Raw genomic sequence first — 15,499 nt, 5'->3', positions numbered from 1 at the left:
TTCAATTATACCTTATCCTTATTCTGTTTGTTTTTTATACCGCAAAGATCAACACGCCCTAGTTTTTTAATAAATGACTTTAATTCATCAGCAAATTCATCACGGCGTAGTGCAAATTCAATAGTTGCTTTTAAGTAACCAATTTTACTTCCACAATCGTGGCTACGGCCTTTTATAGCGTATGCATCTACTTTTTCGTGTTCCATTAACATCGCAATTGCATCAGTTAATTGAATTTCGTCGCCTGCACCTTGCGGAGTTTTTGCAAGTAACGGCCAGATATTTTCGCTTAATACGTATCGACCCACTACAGCTAAGTTTGATGGCGCTTCATCTACTGGCGGCTTTTCTACCATATTAAAAATTGGCGAGTTTTCACCTTGCTTTAAGTCAACATCACCTAAATCAACCACACCAAACTGGTTAACTTGTGCCATTGGTACTGGTTCTACCATAATTTGGCTGTGCTTGGTTTTCTCAAAGTTAGCGATCATTTCTGCTAAGTTATCTTTTTTAAGATCGCTCTCTACATCGTCAATAATTACATCTGGTAAAATAACTACAAACGGTTCGTTACCAATAATAGGCGCTGCACAACTAATAGCATGGCCTAAGCCTTTTGCTTCACCTTGGCGTACGTGAATAATGGTTACGTCTTTAGGGCAGATTGCTTGCACTTCGGCAAGTAGTTGCCGCTTAACACGCTTTTCTAAAGTAGCTTCTAGTTCAAAACTTGTATCGAAGTGATTTTCGATTGAGTTTTTACTTGAATGCGTTACTAACACGATTTCTTTAATGCCTGCAGCAACGGCTTCGTTTACTACATATTGAATTAAAGGACGGTCTACCACTGGCAGCATTTCTTTAGGAATTGCTTTAGTGGCTGGCAACATACGCGTGCCAAGGCCTGCTACTGGGATCACTGCTTTCATTTTATGTTTTCCTCAATCTTTTATTATACTGAAAATGGATATTGAATCGCTTCGTGGCATTGATAGCCTGTTACTTCGAAATCGTCTCGTGTTACCCACGTTTCTATATCTTCTAACGATTTAATTTTTGGATTAATTTTTAATTGAGGCGATGCAAATGGCTGACGTGTTAACTGCACATCTCGCATCAACTCAAGTTGGTTTTCGTAAATATGCGCATTAGCAATTTTATGGTATGCCTTACCCGCTTTATGACCAGTAATTTGAGCTACTAGCGCCAATAATACAAAGCATTGTATTTGATTAAAGTTCAAGCCAAGCGGCACATCACAGCTGCGCTGATAAGACGTTAAATATAAGGTATCGCCAAGCAACGAAAAGGTGTGCGTATGCATACACGGGCGCAAACAACCAAGCTCAAATTCGCCTGGGTTATAAAACGTGATTATCTCACCACGGTCATCAATGCCATTTTTTAAGTTATTAATAACTTTAGCGAGCTGATCAAGTGTTGAACCATCTGGGCGTTGCCAACCACGCCCTTGTACGCCGTAAACGCGGCCCATGTCGTCCTCACCTTTACGGTTAGGATTATTAAGCCATGCGTTATTATCGTTCGCATTAGCATCCCATGTTTTACAGCCAATATCACGAAACTGCCCAGCACTGTCGTAACCACGTAAGTAACCTAGTAATTCAGCAATCGCTGCTTTGTAGTAACTTTTTCGTGTGGTGATCATCGGAAACTGATTATTAGCTACATCGTATTCTAAATCAGCATTAATTACAGTTAAACAACGCGTACCTGTACGTTTGTTTTCTACCCACTGCCCTTCGTCAACAATACGCTGACATAACTTTAAATATTGTTTCATGTTTTTTGTATTATGCCTTAGCTGTTGTAACGTGTTGTGGTTGCTTATAAGCCCAAATTAATAACCCTAATCCGCCTACTATCATAGGAAGCGAAAGTATTTGCCCCATTGAAATAAAGTCGGCAAATAAACCGAGTTGTGCATCTGGTTGGCGGAAGTATTCAATACAGAACCTAAACACGCCATAACCTAATAAAAACACACCGGCAACGCTGCCTGCCGGACGAGGCTTTTTAATAAACCATTGCAAGATTAAAAAAAGCACTAAGCCTTCAAAAAATGCTTCGTATAATTGCGATGGGTGACGCGCAAGCGGCCCGCCCGTTGGAAATACCATTGCCCATGGCACGTCGGTAACTCGGCCCCATAACTCACCGTTTATAAAGTTACCAATACGTCCGGCTAAAAGCCCTACAGGAACCAATGGTGCAACAAAGTCGCCTACTTGAAGAAGCGATTTTTTGCGCGTCCACGAAAAAATTGCGACGGCGGTTATAACGCCAAGTGTTCCACCATGAAACGACATGCCGCCCTGATCTATTCTAAATAAATACAGTGGGTTTTCTATAAAGTAACTAAACTGGTAAAACAATACGTAGCCAATACGCCCGCCTAGTATTACCCCTAACATGCCGTAAAACAGTAAATCGCTAACTTGATCTTTAGTCCAACCAGAGTTTGGTTTTGACGCTTGACGATTTGCAAACCACATCGCAAATGCAAAACCTATTAAATACATTAAGCCGTACCAACGTACGCTAAGTGGCCCAACTGAAAAAATTATTGGATCGATTTGAGGAAACTCAAGTGCCATAAAAATAAACCTTTAGCTAAAAACCATTTTAATTGCGATAACTACAAGCAGCACCGCGAAAACTTTCTTAATTGTATTAACAGGTAAATAATGAGTTGCTTTAGCACCAATAGGTGCAACAAACCACGACGTTAATACAATACCAAATAACGCAGGAAGATACACAAATCCTGCAAAACCATGTTCTAAATCAGTCACGTGCCAGCCGGCACTGACATAGCCAACAGAGCCAAATAATGCAATAACAATTCCGCAGGCTGCGGCACAACCAATTGCTTTTTTTATATCAACCGAAAAATAATTAAGCATAGGGACTATTAATGCGCCGCCACCAATACCTATTAAACCTGATAACCCGCCCATTATTGCCGAAATCCCGCCTAAAATAGGACCTGCTGGTAACGGTTTTTCTGACATTGGTTTATTACGAGTTGAGAGCACCATTCTCCCTGCTATAAATACAACACTTACAGAAAACACAGTGCGCAATATTTGCTCTGGAATAAGGCTAGCTGCAAAGCCGCTAATAAGCGCGCCTAAAGCCACACCCGACATAACCCAAGGCGCAATTGCCCAAGGCACATTATCATTTTTATGATGAGCCAACGCTGAAGAGGTGGAGGTAAATAAAATAGAAGCAAGTGACGTTGCAATAGCAATCACTAATACATGATCTGCTGAGGTTACATTAAATGACAGCAGTAACGCACTGAGTACTGGGACAATAATTAAACCGCCGCCAATGCCTAGTAAACCCGCTAAAAACCCGACAATACAGCCTAGTAGTGCGCAGCTTGCGACTAACAAACCTAAGTCATACATAGTAATCTCAAATACCCTTTGGAGACTTATATATTAAAGGATTATAAAACTAATAGCATCTTCGTATTTAAATTAATTCGGCGAACTTAGTTATTTTGGCGTGTAAAACAAGTCACCTAAGTGATGTTCTAACATAAAATTACGTGTTAAACGCAGTACTTGCTTTGCAGTTGACTGCGCCAAACATGCAGTTAGTAATTGTTCCATATCACTTACACTTAAACGTCTAAGTACCCACTTAACTTTATTAAGTGATGATAGATTCATGCTTAAACGCCTGTACCCCATAGCAATAAGGAGTATTGCACCTTCAGGATCGCCGCCTAACTCTCCACATAAACTAAAAGGTAACTCATATTGTTCGCACTCGCAGGCTATTTTATTAAGCACTCTAAGTACGCCAGGGTGATAGGGATTAAACAACTCAGCAACTCGGGCATTTGCTCTATCTACCGCTAATAAATACTGTGTTAAATCGTTACTGCCTACGGAGCAAAAATCAACTTTTTTAGACCACTCTGGCAGCATAAATACGCTTGATGGCACTTCAAGCATAATACCTATATCGGGTCTTTCTATTTGTTGTTCTGGGTATTTTTCACTTAGCTCAAAATAAGCCTGCTCAAACAATGCGAGTGACTCGTCTACCTCTTCGGTTCCGCTGATCATTGGCAGCATTATTTTTAAATTACCTAAACCTATATTGGCTTTAAGCATGGCTTTGAGTTGATCTAAAAACAATTCAGGGTGATCAAGGCTGATACGAATACCACGCCAACCTAAAAATGGGTTTTCTTCGGTTATGTTAAAGTAATCAAGAACCTTATCGCCACCTATGTCTAATGTTCGCATAACCACAGGATTGGGATGATAGTTAGTTAGTACTTCTCGATACCAATTTTCTTGCTCTGATTGCGAAGGAAACTGACCTTTTTGCATAAACCACGCTTCGGTTCGATAAAGCCCTACACCGTCACAAATATGTGAACTACTTTGCTCGGTATTAAGCTCAAGGCCTGCGTTCAATAATAAGCTAACATGCTCACCGTCAAGCGTAATTGATTCTGAGTCTTGCTCTGCTAAAAAGCGATTATTAAGTAGATTATCTTGATGTTGTAATTCGGTGTATTCATCCATTAACATTTGCGATGGCGATATGTATAAACGCCCTGAAAATGCATCTAAAATCATTGATTTACCGTCAAACTGCAATAAAGGTAAATCCTCTATACCCCAAATAGCAGGAATACCCATTGCGCGCGTTAATATAGACGCGTGACTATTTGCTGAGCCATTTACACTAACGACACCGGTTAAATGCCCTTTTGGTACTTCTGCAAGCATTGCTGGTGTTAACGTATTGGCAATCAAAATTGTATTGGGTGGGTAATTTTTAACAGCATGTTCGGTATTTACAAGATGATGCAGTACCCGCAAGCCAATGTCTTTAACATCAACGGCGCGCTCTTTTATGTAAGGGTCTTGCATGGCATTAAATTGAGATATTAAACGCTCTATTACAATTTTTAATGCACTTTTAGCACACCAGCCTTCTTGTAATTGCATTTCTACATTGTGGCCTAAACTTTTTGCATCAAGCAGCTGTTGGTAAACATCAAATACAGCAAGAGCTTCGTGCGGAATAGAATCACTTAGCGTCATCGAAAGGGTACTAAATTCTTTACGCGTTGCAGCTACGGCTTGTGTAAACAAACGGTGTTGCTCTGTTGTATCATGATCTTTTTTGAGTTCAATCGATTTAAAATCAAGTTTTGGCAAAAGTACAAATGCCTGTCCAATACCGATACCCGGCGCACTCGATACGCCTTTTAATACCGATGTTTGATGAGATGATTCATCTTGGCGCAAAACTTCTTTAATTTCGGCATGTGCTAACTGTGAAGCCAGTTGAGCAGAAAGCGTAATTAAAAATGACTCTTCATCTTGACTGAATACACGCGCCATTCTTTGTTGAACAACAATAACACCCAATACTTTTTTTTGATGAACAACGGGTACAGATAAAAAAGCGTTGTAGCCTTCCTCATTTACTTCGGGGGAGAGTTTAAAACGCGGATGCGATTTAGCAAATGCAATATTAATAGGTTCTTCGCGTTGCGCTACTAGGCCAACTAAACCTTCGGTAAAACCAATTCTAAACTTACCTACCGCATCGGGGTTTAGTCCTTCGGTTGCCATAAGTACAAAATTGTCTTGGCTGTAATCTGCAAAATAAATGGAGCAGCACTGGGTTTTCATGGCATCTTTCACCATTTGCACAAAGCACACTAATGCGCTGTCTAAATTCGCTTGCCGCGATACAGACTCCGCAATAGATCTCAGTGTAGCCAGCATACCCTGCTCCTTTATTTTATACTTAACCTGAACTCTGGTTAAGAGATTTACTAACGTATTGAATCATGGTGATATTTAACTTTATTTTCTCTAGCCAGAGATTTTCAGTGAAAACAAGGCGAACTTACGCGTCAATAGCTTGCCTATTGCAAGTAAATTCAACGCAGTTAGCGCTGAAAATAGCTGCTCGAGATAGATTTATTATCCAGAGTCCAGGTTACTTAGTTAACTACCTTTTACTTCGCCAGTGATCTTTATGTTGTTCTCTCTTATTAAAAGGCATGGAAAAAGGAGCAAACTCTTTCATTACACGTCGATAAACATCCCGTTTAAACGATACAACCTGTCTTACAGGGTACCAATAACTTACCCAGCGCCAATCATCAAATTCAGGATGATGGGTTTTAAGTAAATTTACATCTTCGTCTTTACAGCGTAATTTTAGTAAAAACCATTTTTGTTTTTGCCCAATACACACCGGACTAGAGTCTCGGCGGATTAATCGTTTGGGTAATTTATAGCGTAACCAATGTTTTGAACTTGCGACTATTTCTACATCTTCTGGTCGCAGCCCTACTTCTTCGTGTAATTCGCGATACATGGTTTGTTCTGCGGTTTCACCATCATCAACACCACCTTGGGGAAATTGCCAAGAATGTTGACCATAACGTCTAGCCCAAAACACTTGCCCCTGATTATTGCAAATTACAATTCCGACATTGGCACGAAAACCTTCGGCATCAATCACCTTAGTGCCTCATTTGTAAGTCGATTTTCTATGATTGTTCCACATAACCCGCAATACGGCAAATACTATTACGAGTTTTACTCTGCTTACCCACAGCTTGTGTATAACTTTTGTAAAACACGCTCGTTTTGCAAACAAATCCACAATATAAGATCTAAAAGCTGACTTTCTCCACAGAATCTGTGGATAAACTTGTTCATATATCTGTATTTATCCCTATAACTCTAATCTCACTTAATTAAAGCTGAACTATAAAACACAAAATTACAAAGCAGTTCAGTTACTTAAGTTAATTCGCTCACTTTTTAGCGTGTGTAAAATTACAGCAAACACCTCATGTACAAAAAACACACAAACGCAAAGATATCCACGGCTTAGCTGATTTGCTATCATGACAAGGGTATTTATTCAACTCAAATTAGTGATATGCGACCAACAAAACCACATTCAATTAATGACCTAATAAAGCGGGTTGATAATATTGCAGGCCTGACACTTGGCCAATTAGCCAGTGAGTATAACTTTAAAACGCCTGACGATTTACTGCGAGAAAAAGGCTGGACGGGACAATTAATAGAATACGTTTTAGGTGCAACTGCAGGCTCTAAACCACTACCCGATTTTGAAGATTTAGGCATAGAGCTAAAAACACTCCCTATTTCTTATAAAGGGAAACCACTGGAAACAACATTTGTATCTGTAACGCCACTAATGAACGTGACGGGGATGACGTGGCATACCAGCAGCGTTCGCAAAAAGCTTAATCACGTTTTATGGCTACCTATTTTAAGCGAGCGTGATATTGCTCCATTTGATAGAACAATCGGCAGTGGCTTTTTATGGCAACCCACACCTGAGCAGGACGCTTTATTACAGCGCGACTGGGAAGAGCAAATGGAGTTAATTGCACTTGGCCGAATTGACGAAATATCGGGCCATTTAGGCGATGCAATGCAAATACGCCCAAAAGCGGCCCATAGCAAAATAGTCACTGATGCCATTGGCCCTAACGGGCAAATAATAAAAACCCTGCCCAGTGGCTTTTATCTAAAAACCAACTTTACTGGCGAGATTTTAAAACAGCAATTTCAGCTTTGAGTGCTCTGTAAAGTAGTAAGACTTAAACAAAGAGTTATTATTTGTGAATCTTCCTTTTCGCACTGCGTGCGCGCGTCAGCAAGCTTAACGCCTATAACTTATTTTCATCTCTTTGAAAAAAGTATCAGGCATAAAAAATCCCCGCTTGTGCGAGGATTTTATCATCTAAAATTAAAAATTAGATTCTATATAAAATAGAATTACTGACCTTTAACTTCTTTAAGACCGTTGTACGGTGCTTTATCGCCTAATTGCTCTTCAATACGTAGCAATTGGTTGTACTTTGCAACACGGTCAGAACGGCTCAATGAACCTGTTTTAATTTGACCTGCAGCAGTACCCACTGCTAAATCAGCAATTGTCGAGTCTTCAGTTTCACCAGAACGGTGAGAAATAACAACAGTGAAACCAGCGTCTTTAGCCATTTTAATTGCTGCTAACGTTTCAGTTAAAGAACCGATTTGATTAAACTTAATTAAGATTGAGTTAGCAATACCATTGTCGATACCACGTTTTAAAATCTTAGTGTTAGTTACAAATAAATCATCACCTACTAATTGGATTTTATCACCCATTAGTTTAGTTTGATGTGCAAAGCCATCCCAATCAGACTCATCGAGACCATCTTCGATAGAAACGATTGGGTACTGATTAGTAAGATCTTGTAAGAAGAAGTTAAATTCTTCAGAAGTGAATTTTTTGCCTTCACCCTTAAGGTCGTAGATGTTTGCTTCTTTGTCGTAAAACTCAGATGCAGCACAATCCATTGCTAAAGTAATATCTTTACCTAGCTCGTAACCTGCGTTTGCAACAGCGACTTTAATTGCAGCAAGAGCTGCTTCGTTAGATGCAAGGTTAGGCGCAAAACCACCTTCATCGCCAACTGCTGTTGAATGGCCATCAGCTTTAAGTACTTTAGCAAGGCTATGAAATACTTCAGCGCCCATACGTAGACCTTCGCGGAAGTTAGTAGCGCCAACAGGTTGGATCATAAACTCTTGGATGTCTACAGAGTTATCTGCATGCTCGCCACCATTGATGATATTCATCATTGGAAGTGGCATTGAATAAACACCCGGCGTGCAGTTTAAGTCAGCAATATGTTCATAAAGCTCAACCTTTTTAGATTGTGCAGCTGCTTTTGCTGTTGCTAGTGATACAGCTAAGATTGCATTGGCACCTAATTTTTCTTTATTTTCGGTACCATCTAAATCTAGCATTACTTTATCAACAGTACTTTGCTCTAATGCATTTTGACCAGCTAAAGCGTCAGCAATTTCTTTGTTGATATAACCAACTGCTTTTAATACGCCTTTACCTAAATAACGCGTTTTGTCACCATCACGTAACTCTAATGCTTCGCGAGTACCTGTAGATGCACCAGAAGGTGCTGCAGCACGGCCCCATGAACCATCAGCTAAATGTACATCAGCTTCAACAGTTGGGTTACCACGCGAGTCCATAATTTCGCGACCAATTACTTTTACGATTTTTGACATCTTGATTCCTCTATATTCCCAAAATGGTGAGTTCGACTAACTTTACTACGTTTTATATAGTTTATACCAATTGCATTAAATTAGTGAGCTATTATAGCGCTAAGAAAATAGCTCAATAACAAGGCAGAAATTATGACATATAGTTGTTCTATATGAGTAATATTTAACGCAGTGAGTGAGTTATTTAATGCGATACAATGCTCATTTTTTAATAAAATTGGTATTAGTCAGCCCTTAAAACAAAAAAGCCGTGCAATATGCACGGCTTTTTTAAATTACGATGACGCTTTTTGGTGGATATGAGCGGCTGCTACAAACCCTTCAAATAGCGGGTGACCATCACGTGGTGTTGACGTGAATTCCGGGTGGAACTGCGCGGCAATAAACCAAGGGTGATCTTTATTCTCAATAATTTCTACCAGTTTTTTATCTTCTGATAAACCGGTAAAGCTTAAACCTGCTTTTTCTAATTGCTCTACAAAGTTGTTGTTAACTTCGTAGCGATGACGATGACGCTCAACAATTTCATCACTACCGTATACTTCATGTACTTTAGAGCCCGGTGTTAAATGACATTTTTGAGCGCCTAAACGCATTGTGCCACCTAAATCAGATTCAGCATCACGCGTTTCAACATTGCCTTCTGCATCTAGCCATTCAGTGATTAAACCAACAACTGGTGCTGCAGATTTTGCATTAAACTCGGTTGAGTTTGCATCGCTAAGGCCTGCAACATTTCGTGCATATTCAATAAGCGCTACTTGCATACCTAAACAAATACCTAAGTAAGGCACTTTATTTTCACGCGCATATTTAGCCGCTAATATTTTACCTTCAACACCACGCCCGCCAAAGCCGCCTGGCACTAAAATAGCATCTAAATGCGAGAGTAACTCAACACCTTTACTTTCAAGATCTTGTGAATCTACGTATTCGATATTAATTGTTAAACGGTTTTTAAGGCCCGCATGCTTTAATGCTTCGTTAACCGATTTGTACGCGTCTGGTAATTCAATGTATTTACCAACCATACCAATTGTCACTTCACCTGTTGGGTTAGACTCTTGATAAAGTACTTGTTCCCACTCAGCTAAATCAGCTTCTGGTGGATCTAAGTGAAAACGACGACATACAAAGTTATCTAATTCTTGCGACTTTAATAATGCTGGAATTTTATAAATGCTGTCTACATCTGGTAGTGAAATAACCGCTTTTTCTTCTACGTTTGTAAATAATGAGATTTTTGCACGCTCATTATTTGGTAGTTTACGGTCAGAACGACAAATAAGAATATCTGGTTGAATACCGACTGAGCGTAACTCTTTAACAGAGTGCTGAGTTGGTTTTGTTTTCACTTCACCGGCAGGGCCTAAGAATGGCACTAGCGTTAAGTGAATAAATAGCGCGCGTTCGCGGCCAATTTCAGTTCCCATCTGACGAATTGCTTCAATAAACGGTTGTGATTCTATATCACCTACAGTGCCGCCAATTTCTACAATAGCAATATCATAACCTTCAGCACCGTCGTATACACGTTGCTTAATATCGTTAGTGATATGTGGAATAACCTGAATAGTTGCACCTAGGTATTCACCACGGCGCTCACGACGTAATACGTCTTCGTATACACGGCCTTGTGTGAAGTTATTACGACTAGTCATTTTGGTACGAATAAAACGCTCATAGTGACCTAAATCAAGGTCAGTTTCTGCGCCGTCTTCTGTAACGTATACTTCACCGTGTTGAATTGGGCTCATTGTGCCTGGGTCAACGTTGATGTAAGGATCCAGCTTTAAAATGGTAACATTTAAACCACGGGCTTCTAAAATAGCTGCCAACGATGCTGCTGCAATACCTTTACCCAACGAAGAAACAACTCCGCCAGTAACGAAGATAAATTTTGTACTCATGCGAACCCTAGAATATCAGGAATTAAAAGGAATATAACACCCAAAGAAGAGCCTAAGGGTATATCATCAAGACGGGGCGAAATTGTACCAAAACACGGCTTATCAATCCAGCTAAAAATAGCAAATGTGCGCACAAAAAATGTGCATAATTTAATTACAATTTTTTAATCGCATCCCATGCGCGATCCATTTCTTCAAAGGTGGCAGTATCTAAACTTTTGCCTTGTGCGTTTAAATACTCTTGGACCTTTTCAAAGCGCGCCGAAAACTTATCATTGGCACTGCGAAGAAGTTGCTCAGGGTCGCGTTTTACATGGCGTACTACATTCACGGTTGCAAAAAGTAAGTCGCCAAGTTCTTCTGCGGTATGATCCGACAAAGGGTCCTGTTCAATCGCTTCTTTTACTTCAAGCACTTCTTCGCTCACTTTATCAAGTGCACCATGATACGTTGGCCAATCAAAACCAAGAGAAGCCACGCGTTGTTGGATTTTTTTAGCTTTGCTTAAACTTGGCATATTTGCAGGAATATCTTGCCAAAAGGAAGGTGATTCACTTTTTGCTCTGGTACTGCGTTCTTGCGCTTTTATTGCTTGCCACTGCTGCGATAATTGCTCAGCAGTGAGTACTTTTTTATCGGCAAATACATGTGGATGACGACGGATCAATTTGCTGTTTAATTGCTCAACTACATCATTAAAATCAAATAGGTTTTGCTCTTGAGCTAGTTGGGCATAAAACACGATTTGAAATAACAAATCACCGAGCTCACCTTTAAGCTCACCTAAGTTGCCTGATTCAATACAGTCAGCAACTTCGTATGCTTCTTCTAATGTATGCGGCACAATAGATTTAAAATCTTGCTTGAGATCCCACGGACAACCGCCCTTGGGATCTCGCAGTGTTTTCATTATGCTAAGAAGTTGTGTAAGCGCTGCATTATCATTCATGGTTAATGACCACGCTTGGCATCGTGTACACCTTCAATTTGGTGTAACTTAGAAAGAACACGGTTAGTACCCGATAAGTCATGTACTTCTATTTGCATTGTGAACACTGCTAACTGATTATCTTCAACCGTATTTACATTCATATTAAGTACGTTGACTTTTTCGTTAGCAAGTACTGAGCTTATATCGCGTATTAGCCCTGAACGATCGGTTGCTTCTATTTTAATACTTAGTGCGTATGAACCACTAATATCGTCTGACCAACTCACTGCAATAACACGCTCTGGGTGTTGTGCCTTAAGGTGGTTAAATGAGTCACAATCCTCACGATGCACCGCAATACCACGCCCTTGCGTAATATAGCCGATAATTTCATCGCCAGGTACAGGGCGGCAACATTTTGCAACATGGCTCATTAAACTACCAACGCCATCAACTACAATGCCGTTTTTATCACCCGTTACTTTACTGGGTGCTTTAATACGAATTACCGGTTCGTCTTCTGTGCGGTCGGTAACAAAATTTAGCATTTGATTGAGGCGTACATCACCCGCACCAATAGCAACCATTAAATCGTCAAGCTCTTTAAAGTTAAACCGCTTTATTGCTGGCTCTAGAGCTTTATAGCTTAAACCTAATTTTTGCAGTTCATTATCAAGTATTTCTTTACCAGCACTTAAGTTTTTGTCGCGATCAAGTTGCTTAAACCAATGATGTATTTTAGCTCTTGCACGCGATGACTTAATGTAACCTAGTGACGGGTTTAACCAATCTCGACTCGGATTAGGTTGCTTTTGTGTCAGTATTTCTACTTGATCCCCAGTTGTAAGCTGATGCGTAAACGGCACTATTTTGCCAAATACTTTTGCACCAATACAGCGGTGGCCAACGTTCGAATGAATATAATAAGCAAAATCAAGCGGTGTAGCGCCAAGTGGCAAATCAATAATATCGCCACTGGGTGTAAATATGTATACGCGGTCTTCAACCACCTGATTTTTAAGCTCTTCAGCTAAATCGCCGCCATCAACTACTTCTTCTTGCCATTGCAGTAATTTACGTAGCCAGCTAATTTTTTGCTCATAACCCGAGCCGCGCCCTGGTAATGCGCCTTCTTTATATATCCAATGCGCTGCCACACCCAGCTCTGCATCTTGGTGCATATCTTGGGTACGTATTTGAATTTCTACAGTTTTACCTTCAGGGCCAAATACCACGGTATGAATAGACTGATAGCCGTTTTGTTTCGGCGTCGCGACGTAATCGTCAAACTCTTTATTAAGATGACGCCAATTGGTATGCACAATACCCAACGCACCGTAGCAGTCTTGCAAGCGCTCAACCACAATACGCATAGCACGAATATCAAACAGTTGATCAAATTCGTAGTTTTTTTGCGCCATTTTTTTATAAATACTGTAAATGTGTTTAGGTTGACCGTAAACTTCAGCCTCTATGCCTGCTTCACTCAAACGGCTTTTGACTTGCTCCACCATATCTTCCATATAAGCTTCGCGTGCTAAACGTTTATCATCGAGTTGCTTAGCAATATTTTTGTAAATATCAGGACGAAGATACCTAAACGATAAATCTTCAAGTTCCCACTTTAATTGCCCAATACCGAGTCGATTAGCTAGTGGAGCAAAAATATCGGCAGTTTCTTTTGCAGCAATAACGCGATCTTCTTCGCCAGCATCTTTTACGTTACGTAAATGGCAAACCTGCTCAGCTAACTTAATAACCACTGCACGGACATCTTCAACCATGGTTAACAGCATTTTTCGAATGTTATCGACTTGCACCGTGCCTTTGCCCTGATGCGATAAAGTGCTAATAGTCGCCATTTGCGCAACGCCTGTTAGCAGTATGGCCACATTACTACCTAGCTGCTCTTCGATCACTTCTAAAGGCACTAAGCCATCTAAAAAATATGGGGTTAAATACGCCGTCGCTAACGATTCAGCATCAAGATTTAACTCAACTAAAATCTCAACCATTTCAATGGCTGTATTTTGTCGGCTCTGACTATTACTGTTAACACACAGTGCTTGCGCTTGATTAAGCATCTCCGCCTTTTCAGCACAAAGTTTGAGTACTTTAAGACGAGTCGCAAAATCACCTGTTTCAACTTGCTGATGTGATTGACGTGTAGCTACCATAATGCGCTTTACCTCCGTTGAAATAACGCCATTGTTTCGATATGTCCTGTATGAGGAAACATATTCATTAGCCCTATTTTATTAAGCTCAAAGCCTGCTTGCGAAATAATAGCGCTGTCACGGGCTAAAGTAACAGGGTCGCAAGAGACATATAAAATTGTTTTAAACTGCTTTAAAGATAGTTGCTCTAAAACAGCCATTGCACCAGTACGAGATGGGTCTAACACTAATACATCTAAATCTTTACTAAACCACGGCGCATTTTGTATTTTTTGCGTTAAATCAAAGCAATAAAACTCGGCGTTGGTAATAGAGTTAGTTTGCGCATTTTGAGCCGCCATTGCAACCGCTGAAGTAACACCTTCTACGCCAATAACTGTTTTTACTTGTTTTGCCAACACTAGTGAAAAGTTACCAATGCCGCAAAATAAATCTAATACGCTTTCATCGCCATTTAAATTAAGCCAGTCTGCGGATTGCTTTAGCATAGCTTGATTAACTTTCGCGTTTACTTGGATAAAATTACCTAAACCAAATTCAAACTTAAGATCAAATTCTTTTAAATAATAATACGGCATCGCAAAGTGTGAATGTTCAATCACGTCACTTTCACTTTGCCATACAATCTCATATTTATGACTTGCAGTAGCCTGCTCGACTAATATTTTAAACTCGTCGGGGATTGTTTTTGTATGACGAATAACAACAAAGCTGTGCTCGTCGCTTTCACACAATTGCAGATGACTTATACTGTGCAGCGACTTATGTTGATTAATTAAACTATCAAAAAGTGTAAATACATCTGCGAATGCTTCACTCAATACCGCACACTGGTTAATACTAACAATATTTTTAGAACCACTCGCCCTATAACCCACGCGTATTTTTTTAGCCGCTTTATCAAACATAACAGCAATACGGGCGCTGCGCCTGTAATGCGTTGACTTACTTAATAATGGCGCCTCCCAATTTAAGTTTTTTTGTTTGGCGAACTTTTCAAATAACTGGTTAACCGCCGTTTGTTTTTCGATGACTTGTTGGCTTGTCTCTAAATGCTGTAATTGACAGCCACCGCAGTGATTATAATGTTCACAAAAAGGGGTTACGCGTGCATCACTTGCTTTAATAATCTTTTGCGTTGCCGCGCTACTGTAGCGGGCTTTATCATCGATTATTGTTGCTTTAACTTGTTCGTTAGGTAAAGCACCACTAACAAAACACACTTTATTATTATGTTTAGCTATACCACGCCCTTGATGATCCATTGCTGTTATATCAAGTACCACTGACTTTTTTTGTAGCGGCTGTTTTTTAGCTTTAAAAATTTGTGCCATTTGG

Annotated in this window: 12 protein-coding genes; 1 reads left to right on the top strand and 11 read right to left on the bottom strand. The window is 40.0% G+C overall.

The window, feature by feature from the left end; all coding sequences use genetic code 11:
* Positions 1-5: 5 nt before the first annotated feature.
* From galU to rppH, 6 genes are all read right to left on the bottom strand, one after another.
* Positions 6-932, bottom strand: coding sequence for a UTP--glucose-1-phosphate uridylyltransferase GalU (gene galU, locus AC0VZ4_RS04505; RefSeq protein ID WP_475441031.1), 927 nt, complete (start codon positions 930-932; stop codon positions 6-8).
* A gap of 23 nt (positions 933-955) precedes the next feature.
* A complete protein-coding gene (locus AC0VZ4_RS04500) occupies positions 956-1,807 on the bottom strand; it encodes a thymidylate synthase (RefSeq protein ID WP_007377511.1) in 852 nt (283 codons plus the stop codon).
* Between the two features lie 10 nt (positions 1,808-1,817).
* Positions 1,818-2,621 (bottom strand): prolipoprotein diacylglyceryl transferase, encoded by an 804-nt coding sequence (gene lgt, locus AC0VZ4_RS04495; RefSeq protein WP_007377512.1) that lies wholly within the window; start codon positions 2,619-2,621, stop codon positions 1,818-1,820.
* Between the two features lie 12 nt (positions 2,622-2,633).
* Complete coding sequence (locus AC0VZ4_RS04490) at positions 2,634-3,443, bottom strand: sulfite exporter TauE/SafE family protein (RefSeq protein WP_033029013.1); 810 nt, start codon at positions 3,441-3,443, stop codon at positions 2,634-2,636.
* Between the two features lie 90 nt (positions 3,444-3,533).
* Entirely contained in the window at positions 3,534-5,798 is a 2,265-nt protein-coding gene (gene ptsP / locus AC0VZ4_RS04485; RefSeq protein ID WP_475441030.1) for a phosphoenolpyruvate--protein phosphotransferase, read from the bottom strand.
* Positions 5,799-6,027: 229 nt separating this feature from the next.
* Positions 6,028-6,546: an RNA pyrophosphohydrolase gene (gene rppH / locus AC0VZ4_RS04480; RefSeq protein WP_475441029.1), complete on the bottom strand. Its 519-nt coding sequence runs from the start codon at positions 6,544-6,546 to the stop codon at positions 6,028-6,030.
* Positions 6,547-6,972: 426 nt separating this feature from the next.
* Here rppH and mutH point away from each other — a divergent pair, with 426 nt between their 5' ends.
* Positions 6,973-7,644: a DNA mismatch repair endonuclease MutH gene (gene mutH / locus AC0VZ4_RS04475; RefSeq protein ID WP_475441028.1), complete on the top strand. Its 672-nt coding sequence runs from the start codon at positions 6,973-6,975 to the stop codon at positions 7,642-7,644.
* Positions 7,645-7,844: 200 nt separating this feature from the next.
* Here mutH and eno read toward each other — a convergent pair whose 3' ends face one another.
* The 5 genes from eno to rlmD all read right to left on the bottom strand — a co-directional run bounded on the left by eno (position 7,845) and on the right by rlmD (position 15,495).
* Positions 7,845-9,143 (bottom strand): phosphopyruvate hydratase, encoded by a 1,299-nt coding sequence (eno, locus tag AC0VZ4_RS04470; protein WP_475441027.1) that lies wholly within the window; start codon positions 9,141-9,143, stop codon positions 7,845-7,847.
* Positions 9,144-9,418: 275 nt separating this feature from the next.
* Positions 9,419-11,053 (bottom strand): CTP synthase, encoded by a 1,635-nt coding sequence (locus AC0VZ4_RS04465; protein ID WP_033015319.1) that lies wholly within the window; start codon positions 11,051-11,053, stop codon positions 9,419-9,421.
* 154 nt (positions 11,054-11,207) lie between these two features.
* Positions 11,208-12,002: a nucleoside triphosphate pyrophosphohydrolase gene (gene mazG, locus AC0VZ4_RS04460; protein ID WP_475441026.1), complete on the bottom strand. Its 795-nt coding sequence runs from the start codon at positions 12,000-12,002 to the stop codon at positions 11,208-11,210.
* A 2-nt stretch (positions 12,003-12,004) separates the two neighbouring features.
* Positions 12,005-14,161 carry a GTP diphosphokinase gene (relA, locus tag AC0VZ4_RS04455; RefSeq protein WP_475441025.1) on the bottom strand — a complete coding sequence of 719 codons (2,157 nt, stop codon included), beginning with the start codon at positions 14,159-14,161 and terminating at the stop codon, positions 12,005-12,007.
* An 8-nt stretch (positions 14,162-14,169) separates the two neighbouring features.
* Complete coding sequence (gene rlmD, locus AC0VZ4_RS04450) at positions 14,170-15,495, bottom strand: 23S rRNA (uracil(1939)-C(5))-methyltransferase RlmD (protein WP_475441024.1); 1,326 nt, start codon at positions 15,493-15,495, stop codon at positions 14,170-14,172.
* Between the last annotated feature and the right edge of the window lie 4 nt (positions 15,496-15,499).

Source organism: Pseudoalteromonas sp. QJM3NY_22, assembly GCF_056173065.1.
Note: the sequence above shows the minus strand (reverse complement) of the source record. Positions and strands in the feature narration are given on the sequence as shown.